General features: G+C 33.0%; 23 protein-coding genes and 1 pseudogene. 15 read left to right on the forward strand and 9 right to left on the reverse strand.

Going from position 1 to position 22,379, the window contains the following annotated elements:
* Positions 1-447: 447 nt before the first annotated feature.
* From RM545_RS15725 to RM545_RS15740, 4 genes are all read right to left on the reverse strand, one after another.
* Positions 448-1,125, reverse strand: coding sequence for a DUF6904 family protein (locus RM545_RS15725; RefSeq protein WP_311496243.1), 678 nt, complete (start codon positions 1,123-1,125; stop codon positions 448-450).
* 30 nt (positions 1,126-1,155) lie between these two features.
* A complete protein-coding gene (locus RM545_RS15730; RefSeq protein WP_311496244.1) occupies positions 1,156-3,108 on the reverse strand; it encodes a DUF4365 domain-containing protein in 1,953 nt (650 codons plus the stop codon).
* Between the two features lie 52 nt (positions 3,109-3,160).
* Positions 3,161-3,679, reverse strand: a complete 519-nt coding sequence (locus tag RM545_RS15735; protein WP_311496245.1) for a hypothetical protein — start codon at positions 3,677-3,679, stop codon at positions 3,161-3,163.
* A gap of 126 nt (positions 3,680-3,805) precedes the next feature.
* Positions 3,806-4,228: a helix-turn-helix domain-containing protein gene (locus RM545_RS15740; RefSeq protein WP_311496246.1), complete on the reverse strand. Its 423-nt coding sequence runs from the start codon at positions 4,226-4,228 to the stop codon at positions 3,806-3,808.
* 168 nt (positions 4,229-4,396) lie between these two features.
* Between RM545_RS15740 and RM545_RS15745 the strand changes: the two genes are divergently transcribed.
* The 14 genes and pseudogenes from RM545_RS15745 to RM545_RS17660 all read left to right on the forward strand — a co-directional run.
* The gene (locus RM545_RS15745; protein ID WP_311496247.1) at positions 4,397-5,104 is read left to right on the forward strand and encodes a hypothetical protein; all 708 of its coding nucleotides are present in this window, start codon (positions 4,397-4,399) and stop codon (positions 5,102-5,104) included.
* Between the two features lie 33 nt (positions 5,105-5,137).
* Entirely contained in the window at positions 5,138-6,136 is a 999-nt protein-coding gene (locus RM545_RS15750; RefSeq protein ID WP_311496248.1) for a hypothetical protein, read from the forward strand.
* A complete protein-coding gene (locus RM545_RS15755) occupies positions 6,133-6,474 on the forward strand; it encodes a hypothetical protein (protein ID WP_311496249.1) in 342 nt (113 codons plus the stop codon). Before RM545_RS15750 ends, RM545_RS15755 begins: the two co-directional genes overlap by 4 nt.
* 23 nt (positions 6,475-6,497) lie before the next feature.
* Positions 6,498-6,845, forward strand: coding sequence for a hypothetical protein (locus RM545_RS15760; RefSeq protein ID WP_311496250.1), 348 nt, complete (start codon positions 6,498-6,500; stop codon positions 6,843-6,845).
* Between the two features lie 680 nt (positions 6,846-7,525).
* Entirely contained in the window at positions 7,526-8,854 is a 1,329-nt protein-coding gene (locus RM545_RS15765) for a hypothetical protein (RefSeq protein WP_311496251.1), read from the forward strand.
* Positions 8,855-8,857: 3 nt separating this feature from the next.
* On the forward strand, positions 8,858-9,934 hold the full coding sequence (locus tag RM545_RS15770) for a hypothetical protein (RefSeq protein WP_311496252.1): 1,077 nt from the start codon (positions 8,858-8,860) through the stop codon (positions 9,932-9,934).
* 2 nt (positions 9,935-9,936) lie between these two features.
* Positions 9,937-10,941 carry a JAB-like toxin 1 domain-containing protein gene (locus tag RM545_RS15775; protein ID WP_311496253.1) on the forward strand — a complete coding sequence of 335 codons (1,005 nt, stop codon included), beginning with the start codon at positions 9,937-9,939 and terminating at the stop codon, positions 10,939-10,941.
* 76 nt (positions 10,942-11,017) lie between these two features.
* Entirely contained in the window at positions 11,018-11,461 is a 444-nt protein-coding gene (locus tag RM545_RS15780) for a hypothetical protein (protein WP_311496254.1), read from the forward strand.
* Positions 11,462-12,039: 578 nt separating this feature from the next.
* Positions 12,040-12,456: a hypothetical protein gene (locus tag RM545_RS15785; protein WP_311496255.1), complete on the forward strand. Its 417-nt coding sequence runs from the start codon at positions 12,040-12,042 to the stop codon at positions 12,454-12,456.
* 3 nt (positions 12,457-12,459) lie between these two features.
* Entirely contained in the window at positions 12,460-12,927 is a 468-nt protein-coding gene (locus RM545_RS15790; RefSeq protein WP_311496256.1) for a hypothetical protein, read from the forward strand.
* Positions 12,928-12,929: 2 nt separating this feature from the next.
* Entirely contained in the window at positions 12,930-13,988 is a 1,059-nt protein-coding gene (locus RM545_RS15795; RefSeq protein ID WP_311496257.1) for a hypothetical protein, read from the forward strand.
* Between the two features lies 1 nt (position 13,989).
* Positions 13,990-14,256: a hypothetical protein gene (locus RM545_RS15800; RefSeq protein ID WP_311496258.1), complete on the forward strand. Its 267-nt coding sequence runs from the start codon at positions 13,990-13,992 to the stop codon at positions 14,254-14,256.
* Positions 14,257-14,382: 126 nt separating this feature from the next.
* The gene (locus RM545_RS15805) at positions 14,383-14,691 is read left to right on the forward strand and encodes a hypothetical protein (RefSeq protein WP_311496259.1); all 309 of its coding nucleotides are present in this window, start codon (positions 14,383-14,385) and stop codon (positions 14,689-14,691) included.
* Positions 14,692-15,333: 642 nt separating this feature from the next.
* Positions 15,334-15,582: pseudogene (locus tag RM545_RS17660) on the forward strand (BfmA/BtgA family mobilization protein); the annotation flags it as partial.
* 116 nt (positions 15,583-15,698) lie between these two features.
* On the opposite strand, the gene istB reads toward RM545_RS17660, so the two are convergent.
* The gene (gene istB, locus RM545_RS15810; protein ID WP_311496260.1) at positions 15,699-16,436 is read right to left on the reverse strand and encodes an IS21-like element helper ATPase IstB; all 738 of its coding nucleotides are present in this window, start codon (positions 16,434-16,436) and stop codon (positions 15,699-15,701) included.
* 23 nt (positions 16,437-16,459) lie between these two features.
* On the reverse strand, positions 16,460-18,013 hold the full coding sequence (gene istA / locus RM545_RS15815) for an IS21 family transposase (RefSeq protein WP_311496261.1): 1,554 nt from the start codon (positions 18,011-18,013) through the stop codon (positions 16,460-16,462).
* 231 nt (positions 18,014-18,244) lie between these two features.
* Here istA and RM545_RS15820 point away from each other — a divergent pair, with 231 nt between their 5' ends.
* A complete protein-coding gene (locus RM545_RS15820) occupies positions 18,245-18,463 on the forward strand; it encodes a hypothetical protein (RefSeq protein ID WP_311496262.1) in 219 nt (72 codons plus the stop codon).
* A gap of 60 nt (positions 18,464-18,523) precedes the next feature.
* Here RM545_RS15820 and RM545_RS15825 read toward each other — a convergent pair whose 3' ends face one another.
* From RM545_RS15825 to RM545_RS15835, 3 genes are all read right to left on the reverse strand, one after another.
* Positions 18,524-19,285 carry an HNH endonuclease signature motif containing protein gene (locus RM545_RS15825; protein ID WP_311496263.1) on the reverse strand — a complete coding sequence of 254 codons (762 nt, stop codon included), beginning with the start codon at positions 19,283-19,285 and terminating at the stop codon, positions 18,524-18,526.
* A gap of 12 nt (positions 19,286-19,297) precedes the next feature.
* A complete protein-coding gene (locus RM545_RS15830; RefSeq protein WP_311496264.1) occupies positions 19,298-21,067 on the reverse strand; it encodes a hypothetical protein in 1,770 nt (589 codons plus the stop codon).
* Positions 21,068-21,146: 79 nt separating this feature from the next.
* Positions 21,147-22,364, reverse strand: coding sequence for a site-specific integrase (locus RM545_RS15835; protein ID WP_311496265.1), 1,218 nt, complete (start codon positions 22,362-22,364; stop codon positions 21,147-21,149).
* Positions 22,365-22,379: the final 15 nt, after the last annotated feature.

Here is a 22,379-nt window from a genome sequence, read left to right on the forward strand (position 1 = left end):
ACAATTATTAAGTACGAAAGTCAAACCACCAATACGCGCGCGCTATGGAGCATCAGCTAAATAAATATATAAAAAATTAGCTCACGATAAACTCACAAATTAACAGTGAACTCACGATGAACTCACATTAATTTTGATATCATTTGTTAATAATTAATCCATAAATAAAGGGTAACTATATGAAAACCATATAATTACCCTTTAAATGTGTCAAAATGTAACTTGTTAAAGTCGGGGTGGCAGACTTGATCGCACCTCCCCGTATCCCTCTAAATTCAATACGTTCCTTAATTTCTATTCCTTCAGGTGACCGATTAGGTAACTTCTAAAATGATATGAAATAGGTTTATTTAACTGTAAATTAAATAAAAAGATTTTATAAACCAATTTTGAAATACATTATCGAAAATCATATTAATTAGAATATTGAAAGCAAAAATTTCTTCTTTACCATTTAAGGTTTTCGTAATCCATATGTTCGTCGTTAATTTCCAATTCTGAGATTTTACATCCCAAAAGGTCAGCGTCTTCTTTTAACTGCTCAGAATACTCATCATATTCCCTATTACGGAAAACAGCCTTCTTCATTAGTAATGGGAGTTCTCTAAAGGCCTTTTTTCCTCCTCCCATTTGTAAATATTCAATATTTATCCTTCTCATAAATAGATAAATAAATTCATTCGCTGAATAAATCGAATCTGAAATATAAGGTTTTAAGTTTGCAGCTCCCTTGCTGTCAAATTGATTCATTGCTTTTTCTAGCCAAAATTCAATTTGCAGGAAAATGGATAAATCAAATTTATTTGTTTCAAAATATTTCATATTATAACGGAGAGCTGAGAATGTAAATAGTGCATGCACCCAATATATTTTGAAACCCATATATTCAATAGGCTCAAGAGAAAAATGACTATATTCTCTTTTTAATCTATTTTTCTCAAACGCTTTCCTCAATTCATATGAGAAACCACTAATAACTTTGTCGCGACTTTCAAACCCTTGTTTATATAAGTAATCATCCTTATTCCACAAGTTTCCAATTACAGAATAGATATTTCGTAAATCATCAGGAGTTCCCCAAAATTCAACTCCTAATCCATTTTTGGTGGGAATAATATAAAACATAGAAATTATTTCTTAAAAGTGAATGAATAATTAAAATTCAGGAAACTTTATCTCGACTCTTTTTATTTCATTTTCGTAGAGGCACTTACGTATTCTATACAAATTTTTATGACTGGATATACCTTTGTATTCTAGGTTCCCATTTTCACGACCTTCATTTTTTATATCTTCTACATATATATTCAGAACTGGGATTATATCTTCCTCTTTCATCCAGATTATGTGACTAATTAATTCCTCATCGGAAATTCCAATAATTTCATTAAAGAATAAATCCAATTTCTCATTGGGTATAAAAAAATGATCTATAGGAAAAAGTTCTATGGTCATACCATTTTCAATTCTTTTTGCAAAGGAATCTTTTTTATCAAGTTCTTTTAGTTCCTCATTCATTTTTTTTATTTCATTCATTTCCTTTCTATAGGATTTAAAATCATCCCTTATGTTTTCAATAAAAGTCCCCCCGTTTAGAATAAAATCAATCTTTCCTTGAAAATAGGGAAGATCGATTTCCTGTTTAAATCTTTTTAGCTGCTCTCTTATGTTATTTTCTTTTTCGCTATTCTCAATAAACTGATAAAATTCTAAAAGAGTTTGCAAGGAAAAAAGTTGATTCTCAAATTGTTTGATATCACTAAAAAAGGTTGAGGCCTGAATTACTAATTTCTCAATTTCTAACCAATAATTATCTGGATGTTTAATTTGAAAAGCATAGGTTGCAATAGCATTGAAGTGAATTAAAAATTTAAAATGTCTTAATGCTAAAACATAGATGTCAGACTCATTATTTGCCAAATCAAGTTGTTCTCTTTGAATTCTAGTGAAATTTTGATTGATTATTTTGAATCGTTCATCAATGGTTGAATATAAATTTTGTCTAGATAATTGAGGAATTAAACAAATAAATTGATCAGCATAGTAAGTGGTCAATTCCAAGAGTGCCATTAATTCAAATCTTTTCTCTAGCTTAGGTTGCTCTAAGTATACTTTTATTTTATTTTCAAATTCATTCGCTACGAAATTGTCATCTGAATACATATTGTTTTTCAGAGAAACAATACTTTCAAGTTTTAGATGATTTTTTAAAGAATTATCTAAATCGGATGAGGACAAAATATCTTCGTAATCTATTTTTTCAATAAATCCAAAAATATTGTTGAGTTGTAGTTTATAAAATTTTAAATGGGGAATTAATATCGGAGCAATTTCTGAGATGTTTTTCTCTGCTTCTCTCAGTTGGATTCTTGACTTGAAAAAATTTCCAGTATTAAAATAAGCAATCGCAACGGTTAAATAGTATGTGGGTGATTTTAATGAAGTTTCAGAAATTTTTTCATGTAATTCAATAACTTTCTTCCAATTGAGGGATTGATTTAGATACAATCCTTTTTGTTCAATAAAAAGAATATTTTCTATATCTGAGTAGGTATCTCCTTTTTGATTAATTATAAATTTATAATCATTGTCAAGATGATGACTTTGATCCGTAAGAAACTGGGACTGTTTTCTTTTATTGAAACCTTCTTGCAAAGTTTCCTTGTAAATTTTTTCAATCGCCTCAGAATCTAAAATTTCTTTAAAACGTACGGTTATAGATTCCTGCTTGTCCCAAGATAAGTTTTTGCGATTTAATGAAGTCAATAGCTCATAGAGACTCTGATAATAAAATTTTTTTTCTTTATTGTCGTAAAAACAATAATACGCCGGTTGAGCATTATTAACTAAGTATTCAATATTGCTTACCTCAATTGATTTACTAATGCTACCATCCTTATTTTTTTCAATCGACTCAGAACTTTTTAACTGTAATAGAAAACCAAAACCAAGTTTAAAACCATCTTTTTTTATTTCAGCACGAATATCAACGCCATTATCTATAATCTCTCTTTTTAGTATGAATTGATCCTCTGGAAAAAGAGGAGATAATTTTGTCAGAGATATAGCTTCTAATTGTTCATTTCTCGAATCTTTAGGTAACTGCATAAATAAGACTTTGATGACTTTCTTTGGTGTAATTAAATAATAGCTTCCTTGCTTATAATCTTTCTAAGTGCTCTTTAAACTGTTTATTAATCAGTTTAATATCTTCCTCAGAAATAATTACCTCTTCCCTTTTTATAAGATATAAATGATCAATTAAATCATTTACGGTTAGAATTAATGGTTTAGCTTGAAGCGTTCCTTTCATATCGCCGGCCTTGAACTTTTCCTTAATTGTATAACCTATATAAAATTGATCTCTTTGTTTATGAATTTTTAGGCCATGTAATTGTGAGGTATAAATAGTCATATACTGAGCCGCAAGATATCTTTCATCAAATTGAAAAAATTTTGTGAGCCATATACTATTAATCGATAGAAGAGAATACGACTCTGAAAGCACTTCGTACTTTTCGGCTGCAATAATTTCTTTTAAAATATCCAAATCAATTTTTTGAACCTGCTTTTTCTTTAAATTAAGGATAGGTTGTCCCAATTTTATTTTATCGGATATAATTTTATGTTTAAGGTAAGGGTTGGTATAATGCGCTGTTGTATAATTTGTTGTTATCATTACTAGTATAGTATTATCTATTCAATTAAGTAATTGGAGTTAGCTTTGTTAAGGATTTATTTTAATGAAAAAAACCTTGCATAAAATACTATACACAAGGTTTCTATCTATCATGAAAATCTAAAATTATTTTTTCTTCAAAAGCTCTTCTATATGCAATAATTTATCCTTTTCTGCCTGAAGTAAACGTTCATACAATTTTTCTTTTTCTTCGTAAAGCTCTACTATCTTATCGATTGGATTAAAGGTTCCTAAATTATTACCAAAAGTAGCTCCCTGGCTATGACTAAAATCATTATCATAGACGCTATTAAAAAAATTAATAGCCTTTTCATCAGAAAAATTTTCAATAGCATGTCTGGTTACTCCTAAGGCCTTTGCAACATTATCCAATTTTTCAACCTCTAATGATTCACTTTGTTCCAAATGAGAAACACTTTGCTGGCTAATGCCTAATTTTTCAGCAAGGGTTTCCTGTTTCATGCCCCGAAGTTCGCGAATCCGGGCAATCTTTCGCCCTATATGATTTGGTTGAGTTACTGTTTCCATATTTCAAAGATATTAATTCTTTTTTCAAAAATAATGCTTTTCACTCTTATAGGTAAAAAACAAGGAATAATGAGTTTTTTACAAAAGGTTTCGGTTCCATACGGCAAATTTATTATACAAATTGATGAATAGAAATCCATAAATGAAGTTCATTAAAAATTTTAAGATATGAAACCAAATGTCAACCTTCCGCAGCTTTTTCCATTTAAAAAGGAACTTCAAGAGTTAATTCAGCAATTGTTGAATGCCATAGCTCCCGATGTTATTTACATTTCTTTAGTTCAGAAAGAACCAACTCAGCTATATGCTTTGCATTTAATTATAAATTCTGCAAAAGAACTTTCCAAAGGGGAATTGGATTTACTTAAACAAATAGGTGAAAAATCTCCTCAATTCTATCTTCAATGGAGTACGGCCAATCAAATACGAAAATCTTTGATGGCCGGAGAAATCTATTATTTGAAACAATGTTATTATGGGGAGATTATTTATCTAATTGAAAATTCAAAAGATCCTTTGGCCAAAACTACGTTTAAGGGTACTACGTTGCTCAAAAAAACAAAAGAAAAAACAGAGCATGATTTTAATGTTTTCGTGGAACTTTTTAGTGTTACCTATGATCACTTCCAAAAGGAAAACTATGACAAAGCAGCACTTGAAATTATAAGCATTTTATTTGAGTTATTTAATTATGCCGAAACCCTCTACAAAGGAGAAGCTATTAATTTTATTTCCCTTTCGGACCATGTAAAATACTTAGCTGTCTTAAACTCGGAATTTCAGAAGTTATTTGATCCTGACAACGATAAAATCACAGAAATACTAGAATATCTGGATGACATATATGTGGGCGGTTTTGATTCTAAAGAACATTAAATTTACCGAAGTGAATGTCACCAAATGTTCGTTTTGGGAGAAGTTGTGTTTCAAATGGTTCACAATATTTCTACTGGAATATTCTTCACTTGTCAGAATCTGGAAAAACAGCGCAATCCCTCTAGAAAAATACCAATATCAGGAGAAAATTTACAATTTCCTTTTGAACTGGCAATTCAGGAAGTTTTGGATTTTTTGCGTTCAGAGTTTAAAGTGCATTCCGTATTCTTAATTAGTAAAGAGCAACATAGCATTTTTGAAGTAAAAAATTTTCAAACAACTAAAAAGTCTCAGAACCATCGTTTTAGCTGTACACTATTATTAGTAACTAAAAAACCTGTATCACTAAACCCTGCGGAGCTTATGGATCGGGTATTTAATCACACCGAAAAACGAATGAAAGTATATTTCATTATTGATACAATTCCCAAAATTCTTGATAAACTGAATCGCGGTAATAACTTTCTTGATCGAGTATTAAGGAAGCGAAACAGTATCTTTCAGGCTGACCACGAGCTTTATAAATTCTTGGATGGGGAGCCTACTTATTATCCCCAAAGCTGGCAGCAAATAAATAAAAGGTGGAAATCCAGAATCGGCCGAGCAAATTATTTGCTTGATTTAGCCTATGTCATTGATTTAGAAGAAGACCTTCTTGCCAATTTAGTTCTCATACAGAATGCGCTGGTTCAGACCTGTATTGGAATGCTGAATGTTTTTTGGGAATATCAGCCTTCCTATACTTCGCTGCCATACTTAATTAAATTATGTTGTAATTTTTGTGATTTCCCAAGGAATATCCTTCTCAACACCTCTTTTGAGTCACAGCGTATGTATTATCTGTTAACCCATGCTCAACAGCATATAAATTACACCTGCCCTTTTAAAATTTCGGAGAAAGAGACGGAGAAGGCTTATAGTCTTTGTAACCAATTTATTACCGAGGCTGAGAATATTACCGAACGTGAGCTAGCCTACTTAAAGATGAAATCTTTCCAACGGAATAAACCTTTTCAATATAAAACGACATGAAAACAAAAAAAGAAAAAATCAAAGCACTAGAAGATATTCATCAATTACATCAAAATCTTTCAGGATTATTGGAACCAACCTCCAGAGGAACTTATAAAGTAGCTTTTGAAGTTAAGGACAATTATAATCTTCTTAATAATATAATTAGTCTTTTGGAAGTATGTGCCTTTGCATTGGATGGTAATGGTATGCTATTAATGCCATCTAATCAAAACGCTACAAAAGAAGATAGTGTTTGTAGAGTATTGGAGTTAGTAATTTCCCTTTTACCTGATAGCCAAATGCATTTTATAGATCGAGTAACAGAAAAGTTATCTGGATCTGATAATGAAATATAGAGACACCGTAAAAAAATATAACTATGAATCCGAATGAAGAAGCACTCATTGCCAGCTTACACCAGCAGGCCAAAGATCATGAACCTACTTTAAAACCACATTCACTTTTTGAAGGTAAATATTCGGTAAACGCTTTTTATGTTGATGATCATACAGATTTATTGTTAACTGTTCGTGCAATGATACATCTGGCTATGAGAGTCATCGATCCTGAACTATTTGGCGATGATATATCTCAAAAAAATGAGACTGCATTTGTCCGCCAGGTCTTAATCATTGCTAACCGTTTAATGCCTAAAGGAGAAGAAGCCCTTCTGGACCTGCTTAATTTATACTACCGGGATGAAAAACTTAGAGAAGATATTAAATAATAAAACATACTCCCATTAATGAAAAAAAAATTAAATAAAATTATACCTTGAAAAACCTTACCCCATTTTCTCTTTCCTCGTAAAGACTCATAAAGGAGAAAAAGCGGATCGCCCAAAAATTCTTGGGCACAAGCCAAAAAGCTAATCGAGCTATTTTCTAAAACGCTTTTTGACTTAAGCCCGCTTGATCCTTCAATAATTGGAGTTCACTATCATTATTATACGGTTTAGTTCAATTGATAAACATTCATTTTTCAATGCCTCTACCTTTTTGATGAAAAAGCTACAGGTTTTTGAATTAACCGGACTGCATAAACCAGGTGAAGCCTTTTTTATAAGTCCTCTATAATTCAAAAACCTGAAAACCGGTCAACATCAAAAAGGTAATGTGAAGGCTCTGAAAGAAGTAAATATGATAGACAGATTTCATTTTCACTCAATCTACTATTGTGGTCATAATTATGAAGCAAAAAGGAAAATGCTCAGGATAAAAAAAGTAAATATTTAGCAAAAGTTCTTTTAATTGCTACTCTCACTGGTATTAGAGTAAATAATTTCAGTTTTACACTTCTTCAAAATAATTGAAAAACCGTAATTATTGTACGGTTTTTCCTTACTCAAAAAAGATTTGAATTCAATACTTTTCACGATTGAGATACACCTTGTGCAGATCGATTAAAATGAAAGTCTATTTAAAAACTATACTAATACTTATATTTTCTGGGACACTTAGTAATCTGGGTTTTTGTCAGGTACAATTACCTCAAACACCTTCACCCTCTAGTTTTCAGATTTTAAATCCTTCTCAAAATGTTGTGGGAACCAATACAGGTACGCCAATAAATTTCACCACACCAGCTAATGGTTTAGCCGTCTATGAAAAAGACAAAAAGCTTGTAGAACAGCAGGAGATTCAGCGAAATCAAATTTACTCTGATCTAAAAGCTGATCTCATAAATTATAGCTTACCCGGATACAATCATATCGAAAGCACCAAATATTACAGAGAGGCTTATAATAAATTAACGGAGCTGGATGAAACAGATTTTTCTATTGAGAAAGCAACCTTCATTATAGAAAATGCCTATTTCGAAGACCAACAGAATTATGAGGAATTCAATGAAGTCGTTAATCAAACCGGTGATTTTCTGAGGGAGAAAATGAACGATCTGGGATATGATAAAGAAAGTAACCTTGCTAAAAATTTTATGCTTTTCCAGTTTTTTTCAGATACCCTTGAAATAAAATCAAAAGATTTAAAGCACTTGCCTCTTAAATACGATTTTGATGATTATATGGGAATCAAGGACTGGTCTAAAATGTTTGTCTCCAAATTGCTTGAAACAGGAAAAGGTCAATGCAATTCCCTGCCCCGGTTATACTTGATCTTAGCGGAAGAAATTGGGGCTGAAGCATTTCTATCCCTATCACCTAATCATTCCTATATCAAATTTCGGGATGAGGAAGATAACTGGTTCAATGTAGAACTTACTAATGGCATGTTCACCACGGATTCTTCTATTTTACAATCTGGTTTTATCAAATCGGAAGCTTTGCAAAATGAAATCTATATGCAAACGATGACGAGCCAGCAACTGTTTTCGCTGTTACTGGTAGATTTCGCTCAGGGATATGCCCGTAAATTCGGTTATGATCCATTTGTTAAAAAGGTGGTTGACCGGGCTTTAAAATTATATCCCAATAATATTAATGCCCATATGTTAAGCTCCAATTATTTAACCATGGAATTTGAATATGTGGCAAAGCAGATTGGCATAGATCCCAGAAACAAGCAGGAGTTGCAAAACATTCGGCATTTCCCAAAGGCGATAAGCCTCTTAAACCAGGTAAATGAACAATATGACAAAATTGACAATTTAGGATTTGAATTCATGTCTCCTCAGGCTTATCAAAAGTGGCTGGAATCATTACAGGAAAGCAAGCAAAAACAAGATAACCAGGAAATGAAAGAGCAATTTAACATCAAACTACAACCACTCAACAAGTAATAAATGAAGCAATCCCTAATACTCCTGCTGATTCTCATCCCATTGTGCCAAAGCCTATCGGCGCAGTATGATGATCGCTATGAAAATAGTTTCAATACACTCCATGAGATGTTATTGGATTCCAGTAAATACGATTTTAAAAAAGCCGTGTTTAGTGTAGAAAACGCTTATAGTGAGTCGATATTGGATACCATATCCCTGAATAAAAAAATAGCTTTCCTAAAAGAACTCTCCCAACGACTTATAGAAAGCAGGACTTTGAAATATAAGGGTAAAGACAAAGAGGTGGTGGCGAAGTACGCTGCCTTGTTTTCAGTGCTAAACGATAGTATTCCCATTCAGGATTCAGAAGGCAATATTTACTCTTATGTGCCTTATTCTTATGATTTTGATGATCCTTTTGGTCACGAAGAGTGGAACAATATGTTTGTTTCAAAACTACTTAAAACAGGAAAAGGAAATTGTCATTCTTTACCATATTTGTATAAGATTCTCGCAGAAGAATTGAATGTAGAAGCACATTTGGCACTGGCCCCCAACCACATTTATATCAAACATAAAAACGAAAAAGATGGATGGTACAATACCGAACTTACCAGTGGTATTTTTCCTATTGATGCGTGGCTAATGGCCTCCGGTTATATCCATACAGATGCCATAAGAAATGGAGTTTTTATGAAGGCCTTAGGTGACAAAGAAAGCATCGCACTTTGCCTTGTAGATTTAGCTCAGGCCTATCAAAGGGAGGAATTCTATGATGTCGATTTTGTGATTAAATGCGCTAATACAGCCTTGGAATATTATCCAAATTATGTAAACGCTATGATTTTAAAAACAGAGGCTAAAGGAAAAAAGATGGAAAACTTTCTTCTCAGAAAGAACACCGATTTTAAAGATGTAAATAATTACCCGGAAACCCGAGAGCTTTTAGCGGAAGTTCAAAATGAGCTTACTAAAATTTATGAATTGGGTTATCGTCAAATGCCAGAAGAAATGTACCTCAATTGGCTTGTTTCTTTAAAAGAGGAACGGGAAAAATATTCCAACCAGGATATCAATACGTTTAACGCAACCAACTAATCATGAAAAATTATTACTTAGTACTCCTATTTCTCTTTTTGTTCGGTATGGGTTTTGCCCAAACCAAAGACTCCTTAAGTCTGGAAGAACAACAACGCCGGGAAAAGAATATACAGGCTGGTAACCCTTTTAAAAAGTATGGTTATAAACCAAAGATCTCAACTTTAAGTAAAGGAAAATACTTGGAATTCCATGACCTGGACAGTATCGTACAAATTGGTTCATTTACTTTTCATGTAAAGAAGAAAGTTATAACAGGCTACATTGTAAAAGAGACAAAGTATTCTGAGGCTACTTTAAGACCGGAAATCGTGAGCCGATGGTTTAGCCCTGATCCTTTAGCAGAGGAATTTCCTAATTGGTCTCCTTATAATTTTGTTGAAAATAATCCAATCAGAATGGTTGACCCTACAGGTTTAGCGCCAGAAGATATAATAGATATCGACATAAAGAATAAGAAAATAACTATTACAGAAGCAGAAGGTGACGATATTGTTCGTATTGTTAATAATGACGAAGAAGAAGAAAAGAGTTATACCTATGGTTCAAATGGGAGTTTTAAAGCAGAGAATACAATAGAAGAGGGAAAAACTTCAAATGGTACAAAATATAGCTATGTCAAAATGAATAATGATGAAAAATCTACTGAGTTATTTGAGTTTGTAGCAGAAAATTCCAATGTGGAATGGTCGCAAGTAAAATTTGGCACTAAATCAAGTTTTGTTTCTACTGCTTTTTTACCAACTCCGGAACCAGGTGGTGTAGATTTAATGTATGGTTTACTAACTAAAGGATATACTGTTCGTGAACATATTCATAGTCACCCAAAGCGAAAAACAAATTATTTTGGTCCTTCTGGATTTCATCCAAAGGATAGAAATAGCGGAGATAGAAAATTAGGTGAATGGATTAATGACTGGTATCCAAATAAAGGGATTAGGCTTAAAGTTTATGAAGTACCTTTGAAAAATTATATAGAATACAACCATAAAGGAAAAACCGAATAATATGAAATTCAGCTATCTGTCGTTATATCTAATTTTTTTTACTTTGACAAATTGTAGTTCAACTCAAAGTCAAAATTTGAATAAATTAGATATTAAAGAAAACAAAGTGTATAACATTCTTCAAAGATTTATTAAAGAACAAGAAGAATATGCGGAACTTGAAAAAAGTACCATTTTAATTAATATAGAAGGAGCAACGAAAGGAGTAGAATTAAGAATAGGTTTATTATACAAAGAAATTTTAAGTTCCTATTTAACTGGAAAAAAAGACAATGTAATTGGATTTTTTAAATATAATGATGTTACTGTAATTGTATTTGGAAAAAAAAATAACCATCTTTTTGAAAAAACAAATACGAGAAAACCTATACCCTTCTTTTATGTTAAACCTGAAATAAAAACTAAAAAGGGAGAAGTTCCCCCGCCTCCAGTAGTTTATGAGCCTATTGTATGGATTTATACGTATTACAGTGGAGATTTTAAGCTAATTGATAAAGGTAGGTTTACATTATTAAATTAATAAAACCTTAATTCATGCAGAGAGTTAATTGCAGAATAAAATCAGAAACAGATGTGTACAATTAAATATTAAAAGCGGTAAATCCTTCAAGGAAATCCCATTTTCTAATAATCTTGGTTTTAGCAAGTATTCAAAAACTGCGAGTAAAAGCACACAATTTAGCGGGCATAACATAAACAGACAGTTTTATATATGGTCTCCTAGTCTTTTAATTCCCCGGAAAGCTTGCCATTTCGACAACAACCATTATTATCTCTGAAGCCACTTTACAACCCGAAATCGTTAGTCGTTGGTTTAGCCCAGATCCTTTATCTGAGGAATTCCCTGAATGGTCGCCTTATGTTTTTACCAATGACAATCCGATAATTTTTACTGATCCCACTGGGTTAGCACCACAGAGTTTCGACAATGACTACGGTTTCGATAAAGAAACTGGAGAATTAGCTTTAATAAAGGAGACAGACGATGATAACGATGTTATATATTCAGGCAGTTTTGAAGAAGATGGAAACTTTAACAAGGATGGAGAATCCATCGAAATTGAGAAAGGCGCTTTATTCGGAGAAGAAAAACAAGATTTGGCAGAAGAGGGAATTATATTTCGGAATTTGGAAGATGGTATGAAGACAATGAAATTTTTATCTTTTAAAAGCGAAATAGAATTAAGTGGCTGGGGCTATAGTGATTATGATAATAATCTAGGATTGTTTATTAATCCGTGGTCGGAAAATACTTTTAAAAGTGCAAAAGATTTATTACTAAAAACAGGAGACAAGGTAGGTTTATTAGGATCATTGGGTGTGAAAGGTTTTAAAATCCATACACATCCTAGTTCGAAAAAAGACTATGGCTATGGCTATGCGTCTCCATCTGATAAAAGAAATGTTCAATATAATTCAGAATATCCACACTATATTTTGTCGAGAAAACAGGGTATAACACGTTATAATCAAACAAATACTTATACTGTTGGAGATTTAAATAAGTATTTTTAAGCTATGAAAACAATAATTAGAATTCTCTGTTTTTTCTGTGTATTAGGATGTAATAAAAGTGATTTACTACATAAGACGTCTAAGGATTATATAGATTCCTTAAGTAAAGATGTTAAGGTAGATTTTAATGTGTTTGTGCGAGAGGTAGAGGTGCCATCAAAAAATATAACAGTATATAGAATTAATTCCGGGACATATAATTTAGAACATGGGGAAATTCCCACCTCATATTTTGAGTATAAAGATCATTATGTCTTTATTTTCTATCAGGACTCCATACCCACAGAAAATGTTGAAAAACTCGGAAATAAAGGATTATATAAGGAAAAGGAAAGTTTTTATTCAGAAGAGGATTATGATGAATGGATATTAGCTATGTGCAATAAAAAAAAACATATACTTATCAAAGATTCTTGGTATCGACCACTAGATAGTTTGGAATCATTAAAAAATTTTGAATGTAAAAAATAATCATGAAAAATTATTACATAGTACTCCTATTTCTCTTTCCGTTCGGTATGGGTTTTGCCCAAACCAAAGACTCCTTAAGTCTGGAAGAACAAAACCGTCGGGAAAAAAATATACAGGCGGGCAACCCTTTTAAAAAGTTTGGCTATAAACCGAAAATATCCACTTTAAGCAAAGGAAAGTACCTGGAATTCCATGATCTGGACAGTATTGTTCAAATTGGCTCATTTACTTTCCATGTTAAGAAGAGGGTGATTACTGGATATATTGTTAAGGAAACTAAATATTCTGAGGCTACTTTAAGACCAGAAATCGTGAGCCGATGGTTTAGCCCTGATCCTCTTTCTGATGAATTTCCGAGTTGGTCTCCTTATACTTTTACGAATGATAACCCGATATTTTTTACTGATCCAACTGGGTTAGCACCTGAAACTATTTATGAAAATAGTATTACTGGTGAGACTGTAGAAGTCGAGGATGGAGTGGACAAAACAATTGTTGTAGATGAAGAAGGTTTTGAAGAAGCAAAGAAATATTCTGAAAAAGGAAAAGTAAATAAAGAAAATTATACCCCCGAAGAGTTTTCTGAGTATGAAAATTTCTATAATAATCAACTTTATGGAGAAACTTCAGAAGACAGAATTTCTAATATTTTAGATTACTTTAAAGATGGTTTAGTTGAACAATTATTGGATTCCGGATTAAAAAATCCTTATCAAGATGTTGCTGTTCTTGAGGATTATGGTTTACTTTCAGGAGGTGGAAAAAATGCAGCTAGAGGGACTGGAAAAATTATAAAAGCTGCAAATGGTCTTGAAATCAATGGTTTTGTTAAACACGGTTTAAATCGTATTATTCAAAGAGGAATAAGTCCAGGAAGTATTGTAGATGCTCTCAAAAATCCCTTAAAAGTTGGTAAAGTCATTGTAGATAAATTAGGCAGACAGAGTCAACGATTTATTGGTAAAGCCGGTGAAATTGTAGTAAACCCTAAGACAGGTAAAATTATTTCCGGAAATCCAACATCTTCAAAAAAAGCAGCTCGATTATTAAAACGGAAATAAAATGGAAATTAAGTTAAAAAAGAATACTAAAAATTATCTTCTTATTACGTTACAAAAGGAGAAAGAAGACATTTTCTTACAACTTAAGCTTAATGAAAAAGGCAATTTGGGTTCTAGCGAATACACTTTTAAAATTGGAGAAGATGCGGCTGATGTGATTCGTGATTGGGCTATGGATAAACAACAAAGTGTGGGCTTTGATGAAGATTATGACCTAACAAATGAAGGAGAAATGCTTCAAGAAATCATTGATAAATTTTACTCTTGATAATAAAAAATACAATGAGTATCCCCAGAAATTTAGCGTTTTAAAATAGAAGACTAATCAGTGGTCCTTACTTCTCAAAATAAATCTAAAATAGATTTTGAAAAGGAGTTAAAATAAAATTTAGTTTTGAAAACATTCATGAAGAGATTTTTTGAATTACAATTTGGAATGAAGAGGAATGAAGTGTTTATAGAAACATTAAATGATTATCCTGATCAATTATTAAAAATAGGAGAATTTACGCCTAAAGAACCTTTCACAATGAAACGTAGCGAAGGCAAAATTTTTTTTGATGTTATAAGGTTTCAAGATGTATTTAATTTTGTCATTTCAAGCAGATTATATAATATTTTGAGAGAAGAGAAAATACAAGCTGGAATGCATATAGAATTAAGATCAAAGATTATGATGAAGAATATTTTGGATTTCAAGTAATTGGAAAATCCAGAAATATTTTCAGACCGAAAGAAAAAGATTTCGTCAAAGGTCAAAACTTTGAATATAGTTCTTGGGATAAATCAGATTTCTTTTGCCCAGAGGGTACAATGCTAGTTTTCTGCACCCAAAAAGTTAAAGATTTAATTATATCTAATAATATAAGTAATGTAGAATTTCAGGATATAAAGACTGTGGAATGGTATAATGTTTAATTTTAAACTTATGATTTTCAAGATGTTCAAAAATATTTTTGTGAATTCTTTAATTTCCTATATATAATGTAAATTTAAATATCTAAAGGATAATTTTATTTATAATATAGTTATATAAGTTGATTTGATTTTCGCTGATAACTGTGTCATTAAAAAAACTACACATTGGAATTTTAGTTCCGAATAATGTGATGGAATGGTAAGAAAATTTGTCCCGCCTGGCGGGACGGATTTGATTAGCAAGAGGATAACACGCAGAGCGATGTTATAAATCCACAAAACCATATAACTAATTGATTTTCAAATAAATAAATTTAATTTTTTTGACGCAATAATTTAAGTAATTAACTGTTTTTGACGCAAATCAACTGGGAACCCCAGTAAAATGGTAAGGTTTTGCGGCAAAAACTTGAAAATCCTTTCAATTATGGACAATTTTGCAACTATCCGCATTAAGAAAAAAACTGCACGTCGATTTCGTGAATATTCAAAATTTGTAGCTAAATCACATACAGAATCTGTAGATGTGATTTTAGATTTTTTTGAAAAAAACCAAATTTCTCCACACGAAGATCTAGGACCTAAATTTGAAAGTCTGGAAAAGATAATTTCAAAAGGAATAAATTCTATAATAGCAATCATTAAGAATATAGAAAAGACACAATTGCAGCCTACTTACGCAATGGTGTCTTTACTTTTTGAGGAATATGGCTATTTCGGAGTGATGATGCCACCTGTTTCGGTCAAACAGTGCCACTTTAAAAGATACTGCAATTATATAAAAAATTATTCTTACTCGTTTTTTAAAGCTCCTTTTCTGAGTGATTCTCCTTTGAGGTCGATCCGATGCGAGGAGTTCACGATCCTGTCCAGAATAGCGTCTGCTATAGTTCCTTCCCCAATAATATCATACCATGCCGATACAGGTATTTGAGAGGATATAATAGTAGAAGCTTTGTTGTACCGATCATCGATGATATCCATGAGGGTTTCCCTGGCGTGGTTATCAAAACTCTGCAGGCCAAAGTCATCCAGGATCAGTAAATCTGCTTTAAGCAGTTTCCCCAGTTCCTTAAGATAAGTGCCATCCACTTTACTCAGTTTTAATTTTTTAAAAAGACGGGCGGTATTGGTGTAAATGGTTTTGTATTCCATCATACATCCCTGATGTCCTAAAGCCTGGGCCAAATAACTTTTACCAACCCCGGAAGCCCCGGTAAGGATAATGTTTTCCTTTCTGGTGATAAAATCCAGGGTACCTAAGCGGGTGAACATATTCTTGTCCAGGTTGCGGTTCTGGGTGTAGTTCACATCGGCCAGGTTGGCCTGTTGTTTAAAGCCTGCCTGCTTTAAAAGCCGCTCTATCTTCCGGTTCTGCCGGTCTTCCCATTGGTGATCGATCAGCAGTGCCAGGTATTCATCGGCAGTAATGTTCTCTATGCGGTTGTCCTTTATGTGTTGCAGGTGCAACTGGGCCATAGCCCCCAGGCGCATTTGTTTTAGTTTTTCAATAGTCTGATTGTTGTTCATATTCATTGGATTTAAATGATACGTTATTGATATGCCGAGGCTCCCCGGATATTATCGTGATTGGGGATATGGGATTTATCCTCTTCCAGGTCCTGGTAGAACAGGGAGCTTTTATCCAGGTTGTTCTTCAGGATATTCTTGATGCGCAGGTAGGTAGCGGCATCTGCCTGAAGAGCTCTTTTACAGGCGTTGTCCAGACGCTCAGTGCCATAAGACTTATGGAGCTGGATCACGCCCATAGCTCGTTTGTAGCCTATCTCTGGATAGTCCACCCCATTCATTATTTTCTCTACACAGCCCAGTACATGCTTACCATGTACAGCCGCTTTCTTCTTAAAAAATTCTGGGCTCCAGTCGCTATAGAATTTATGAGTACTGCTAAGGTGGTCTTTATTGGTATTATAGCTTCCTTTGGAGGGGTTACGCTGGTGTAAGGCGATCCGCTGATGGTAGTAATAGACTTCGACTGCAGTGCTGGTGTAATGGATAGTGGTTTCTTTCCCGATGTAGCGGTAGGGTACGCTGTAGTAGCTCTTATCCGGGGAGAAGTATACATAGCCCATTTTCTGAACTTTAGCCCTTCGATAGCCTTTGAGCTCATAAGCCATCTCTGGCAGAGGCTTTAGGTATTCCCGTTCCACAGATTGGAACAGTTCCCGGCGACTGGCTTCCTTACGCCGGAACAGCAGGTTATTGTAGCGCTCCAGCAAGCGTTTGATCTCCCGGTTCAGGTCTTCCAAAGAGAAGAAGCGCATCTCCCGGATCGGATAATAAATGCGCTGATAGGCAAGGTTTACCGCATTCTCTACCAAAGCTTTGTCCTGGGGAGCATATCCCCGCGTAGGATTGATCACGCAGTTGTAATGCCGGGCAAAATCTTTAAAGCTCCGGTTGATATCCGCCTCGTACTTACTGGCCCTAGTCACAGCAGATTTTAGATTATCCGATACGATGGCCTTGGGGATTCCTCCATAAAACTGTAGGGCATTCTTGCAGCAGTTAATCAGATCTTCCCGTTTTTGACTCCTACAGGCTTCCACATAGGTGTACTGACTATTGGGAAGGATGGCTACAAATACTTCTACCGGGATCACCTCCCCAGTTTGTTTATCAATAATATGAAGTTTCTTGCCAGCAAAATCAATAAATAATTCTTTCCCGGGATCATGCTCAAGCTTCATCGAACCCTTCTCCCTGGTATATTTACGCCAATAATGTTCCATAAACTGGGTGTAGCCATAAGGATCTTTGGCCTGCTGTACATACTCCTGATAATGGTATAAAAAAGTAAAACCAGGATGATTCCGGGCCTTATTGACCCCCTCAAAATAGAGCATAAGTTCCTCGTAGCGCGCATTGTCAATCGTGGTGTGGGAAGGAAAAAGTACTTCTAAAGCTGCATTGTCGAAGGCCAACAGTTCTTTACAAGAATAGTCACTGGCATTAAACAAACGCATGTAATTATTTACCGTATTGCGAGAGATCCCAAGGGTGGTGCCTATTTTACGGTTGCTAAACCCATCGAGATGTAAAGAAATCATTTGTTTTAAGTCCATTGGATCAAGTGTATTGGCCATATCGCTTGTTTTTAAGCGACAAGGTATTGTTTACTTGATCTTTTAAAGTGGCACAAATAGAACCGAAACAACTGGCACAAAACGAACTGTTTTAAGTTCGACAGTGGCACAGTTTAAACCGAAATACCTGGCACTAACCGACCGAAATACCTGGCACAATTTGATCCGTTATATCCAGAATATACCAAACAGAAAACACCTAAACTGGTGGCAAAATCTTTGATGGAGCATATGGATGAAATGGAGAAAACTGAATTTGAGAATATTTCAAAACTTCAATACGATAGAGTAGTTAGTGAGCTAAGAAAAGTTAAGTGTGAATATTTGGAAGTGATGGAGAAAGTTGAACCTGTGGAAACCTTGTTTGGCAAAAAGTATCTCAAGATTGATCTACCACAATCCGAATTGAATAAAATAAAAATAGCTTTAAAGAGGAAGGATTATTATTAGTTATTAAAAACGGTTTTGTTTTATATATTTCATTTTTGAACACGTTGCTTTTATCATATTTTAATTTAAAAATGAATGGGATAAATGGTCATAATCCTCCTTTGTGTTTAGAAGTACTTTTGGGATTTTAATGTAGAAATCATTGTTAAATCGTAATTCAATATGTAATACATATTTATTGAAAGGAGGTTTAAATCTTTCCATAGAATCATCATATAGCTCCACTTGAAACTTAAACGCTCTTTTTGAAGGAACTTCAAGTTCATCAATAAGGTTTGTCTCTATTGTTTCGCCATCTTCAGGCATCTTTATTTTATAGGTTATTGATGGTCGAAGGATATTGGGTAAGGGGATATTCGGGCCTGCAAGTCCTATTGGCAATCTTCTTGCTGTAATTCTAATACCAGTTAGCAATATTGTTTCAAGGGAATTATTGATAATGCTGAAATTAAAAATCGGGAATAATGATTGTAATTTTACTGCTTCAAAAGCATTTTCGGTATTTTTAATAGGTCTCCAACTACATCTATTTTTATCAACCGATATTGATATAAACTTAACTTTTAAACTCTTATTAAGAATATTTATTTTTTTGTCAAGAACGTCTTGTTGCGAAATATCTCCTTTATTAATTTTCGAATGGCATATAGGACAAATAAGTAAAAGATTTTGCATTTCATGATTTGAAGGAATCTCATCTATATGGTGAATTTGAAAATGCCCCACATCCTCATTCGCACAAAACGGACAAATTGATTCAATTTCTTTTTGCAATTCAGACCTTACTTTTGCAAGTTTTGGGATTGGTGTTCTTTTTTTCATAATCCATCAAGTTTAGATCTTATCCACGTCAGATTTGTCAAATAAACCATAAGCTTTTTCTTTAAATTCTTCAGGAATTACTCTCAATCCTTCTGAATCTATCTTATCATCTAAATAATCTCCAAAAGGGATCAAAGAGTTTTTAGAAGCTTGGGTAGCTTCTTCTTCACTACGATATTTTCTTTCCTTAACTGAAAAGTTTATAAAATTGTCTTGATAAAAACTTAATACTTCTTCTAATGTCAGTTTGTTGTTTTTGAATACATCTTTGTTGAAAATTAATGTATCTATATCAATAAGAACTAAAGGTTTTACGTTGGAGACGTTATAGCCTTCAGTTTTTAAATTTTCTAACTCATCTTGAAACCAAAAGTTTATCCATTTGTTAAGTCCAGATGTATTGAATATTCTATAATGCAATACCAAAACTGGATGAATGATTACGTTTCTAGGATTAAAACCTGAATCAAATTCTAAAGTTTTAGAAAGTATTTTACGAATATTATTTATTATCTGTAAAACAGCCTTAGCTTTACCTTTCTCATTTTGATAAAGCTTTATTGCTAATTCTTTATCTATAATCCTAAAATCGGAAGACTGTTTTACTTGGGCATTGATTAAAATATCTTTTGATTCAAATAAGAATATTCTTTTCCCGTTTCTCACATAATAATCAGGCGCACCATCATATCCAGAATCTAATTCATCTCCATTTCTTTGAAAATATCTATTACCAAAATATTCCTTTAATACTCTATGTAAAATGTACTTTTCAGAAAACTCATAGGTTTTTAAACCATACAAATCTTTAACCTTACTTTCTTTAGGCAGTTTATCGTTAATCGCTTTGAATTTGAAGTATAATCCATTACCAATCAATTCAAGTACGAATAAGGGGTATGTTAGTCTAAAAGTATTTTTATCAACGCGATAAATGGGGCTTGATCTTATGTTCACAAAATCAAATTCTTGAAGTAATTGAGATTTATTAATTGAAAATTTTTCAAGAAATTGAATGCTTGATGCTTGATTTTCGCCTTTTGGTATGGTTATATCTGTATGTGCTTCTTTTTCTTTAGTGATTACTGAAATTTTAATAGGCAATAATCCCTTAACATAATCTTGATAACCAGATATATCGTATTCTTTATAAAACGCTTTTAGCAATTCTTGGGCTTCTTCCCGTTGTTCTAAAAAATTAAAAAAAGATATTGCCCTAATGGTTTGAGTTACAAAAATTTTTCTAACATCATAATTTGAAAAATCAGAATTATTCAAAAAAAGCCCTAGACAATAAGCTGTTACGTATCTAGAAATGTCTCCTTTTAAATATTTTGTGCTTTCATTTAAAATAAGTGTCCTATCTGTTGTGTTAATCTTATTTAGTAGTAAATAAGCTTTAAAAATTCTGATTTCAATTTCCTGATTGGAATATTTTTTAGATTCCCCATAATCTTTATTGTGAGCATTTTCAAAAAAAAACAGACTACTCACTATATAAGGAAAACTATATGTATCCATTTCGAAAGCCCCCTTATTTACAAAATATTTTAAATTTTCGAACACCTCATTCATAAAACCCATATTCTCTTTGGAGAAATACATCCTTAAGAAAGAAAGTGGATTCTCATAATCTGAATTTCTTGAAAAGCCCAATATGAATGAACTAAACTTTAATAACATTTCCCTATCTATCCCTTCAAGATATTCGTTTATTCCTATTGGTTCCTCCTTTGGAAATATATCGTTAAATGTTATTACTATTTTACCGAAAAATTTCATTTGAATAATTTCAAATAAAAAAGCCAATGATTATTCATTAGCTTTCTAAAGATAACTGCCAATATAATAAATTTTGAATTCAGTTACCCCCTAATTTCAATTGCAACTTATCCATATCCTCTCCAATTTTTTGTTCAATGACCCGAGCATAAATCTGCGTAGTTGATAATTTGGTATGACCTAATAATTTTGAAACCGTTTCTATTGGTACACCGTTAGAAAGTGTTACTGTCGTTGCAAAAGTATGTCTGGCAACGTGGAAGCTCAGCTTTTTATGAATGCCACACTGACTGGCAATATCTTTAAGGTATTTATTGGTTTTCTGATTAGAATATATGGGTAATAAAAATCCAGATTCTTGATTGTTCGGATACTTATCCAATATTGTCTTAGCCTTATCCAATAATGGGATTTTCATAGAGGTCTGACTCTTTTCCCTAATACAATGTATCCAGTCTCTCCCGTCAATTCCTTTCACTAAATGATTTCTGGAAAGTTGCTTTACATCTACATAAGATAAACCTGTATAACAGGCAAATAGAAAGATGTCCTTGGTCTTTTCCAATGTGATACTATTAAAGATAGTTTCTTCCAGTTTTTGGAGCTCTAAGGTGCTTAAAAAAGCCCGGTCAAATTTTCTGAATTTCATTTTATAATCACGGAATGGGTTTTTTACCATCCATTCTAATTTTATAGCGAGGTTCAGAAGTTTCTTGAACCGCTCCATATGCTTCATAACACCATTATTGGTGAGTTGAAGCTTTCCTTCTTTATCTTTTTTGCGTCTTAGATGTTTTTCAAAATCAATCACAAAAGAATAGGACAGGTCCTTAAGATAAGTATTGGAAGTTCGGACTTCCTTCTTCAGGTAATCTTTCAGATAGCGTTCTGTGGTCTTATAGTTTTTTAAAGTACCCGGCTTTAGAACATCTTTCATGTGCTCCTTGTGGTAATCAAGAATATCAAGCAGTGTTTTACAGGTGTCATCTACACCTAAAAAACGAGACTTAATAGCCTTGGCGGTGACAAGCTTGTTTTCTTTCTGAAGGTTTTCCTGGCAATCCAATAATCTGGAATACGTTCTATCCAAATATGCGTTAATAGTTAGTTTTTCTGCCTTTCGGCCTTTAATTCTATGCGCATCGTGATCCCAGGAATCAACCGGGCAACTCCGTTTTAGACTGATCTCCGCTCTACGTCCATTTACTGTTACCCTGGCATAAATAGGCGCAACATCATTTTTAGATTTTGTAACATTGAGCCAGAATAAAATACTGAATGTGATTTTTGTTTCCATTGCCTTCTCTTTTAA

Source organism: Autumnicola lenta (genome assembly GCF_031846515.1).
GTDB classification, from domain to species: domain Bacteria; phylum Bacteroidota; class Bacteroidia; order Flavobacteriales; family Flavobacteriaceae; genus Autumnicola; species Autumnicola lenta.

Coding starts and splice junctions, on each gene's coding strand:
- RM545_RS15775 (WP_311496253.1), top strand. CDS start 9,937: ATGAAAAATTATTACTTAGTACTCCTATTTCTCTTTTTGTTCGGTATG.
- RM545_RS15800 (WP_311496258.1), top strand. CDS start 13,990: ATGGAAATTAAGTTAAAAAAGAATACTAAAAATTATCTTCTTATTACG.
- RM545_RS15735 (WP_311496245.1), bottom strand. CDS start 3,679: ATGATAACAACAAATTATACAACAGCGCATTATACCAACCCTTACCTT.
- RM545_RS15740 (WP_311496246.1), bottom strand. CDS start 4,228: ATGGAAACAGTAACTCAACCAAATCATATAGGGCGAAAGATTGCCCGG.
- RM545_RS15725 (WP_311496243.1), bottom strand. CDS start 1,125: ATGTTTTATATTATTCCCACCAAAAATGGATTAGGAGTTGAATTTTGG.
- RM545_RS15825 (WP_311496263.1), bottom strand. CDS start 19,285: ATGAAAAAAAGAACACCAATCCCAAAACTTGCAAAAGTAAGGTCTGAA.
- istB (WP_311496260.1), bottom strand. CDS start 16,436: ATGAACAACAATCAGACTATTGAAAAACTAAAACAAATGCGCCTGGGG.
- RM545_RS15790 (WP_311496256.1), top strand. CDS start 12,460: ATGAAAACAATAATTAGAATTCTCTGTTTTTTCTGTGTATTAGGATGT.
- RM545_RS15765 (WP_311496251.1), top strand. CDS start 7,526: ATGAAAGTCTATTTAAAAACTATACTAATACTTATATTTTCTGGGACA.
- RM545_RS15755 (WP_311496249.1), top strand. CDS start 6,133: ATGAAAACAAAAAAAGAAAAAATCAAAGCACTAGAAGATATTCATCAA.
- RM545_RS15795 (WP_311496257.1), top strand. CDS start 12,930: ATGAAAAATTATTACATAGTACTCCTATTTCTCTTTCCGTTCGGTATG.
- RM545_RS15730 (WP_311496244.1), bottom strand. CDS start 3,108: ATGCAGTTACCTAAAGATTCGAGAAATGAACAATTAGAAGCTATATCT.
- RM545_RS15820 (WP_311496262.1), top strand. CDS start 18,245: ATGGATGAAATGGAGAAAACTGAATTTGAGAATATTTCAAAACTTCAA.
- istA (WP_311496261.1), bottom strand. CDS start 18,013: ATGGCCAATACACTTGATCCAATGGACTTAAAACAAATGATTTCTTTA.
- RM545_RS15770 (WP_311496252.1), top strand. CDS start 8,858: ATGAAGCAATCCCTAATACTCCTGCTGATTCTCATCCCATTGTGCCAA.
- RM545_RS15830 (WP_311496264.1), bottom strand. CDS start 21,067: ATGAAATTTTTCGGTAAAATAGTAATAACATTTAACGATATATTTCCA.
- RM545_RS15745 (WP_311496247.1), top strand. CDS start 4,397: ATGAAACCAAATGTCAACCTTCCGCAGCTTTTTCCATTTAAAAAGGAA.
- RM545_RS15760 (WP_311496250.1), top strand. CDS start 6,498: ATGAATCCGAATGAAGAAGCACTCATTGCCAGCTTACACCAGCAGGCC.
- RM545_RS15835 (WP_311496265.1), bottom strand. CDS start 22,364: ATGGAAACAAAAATCACATTCAGTATTTTATTCTGGCTCAATGTTACA.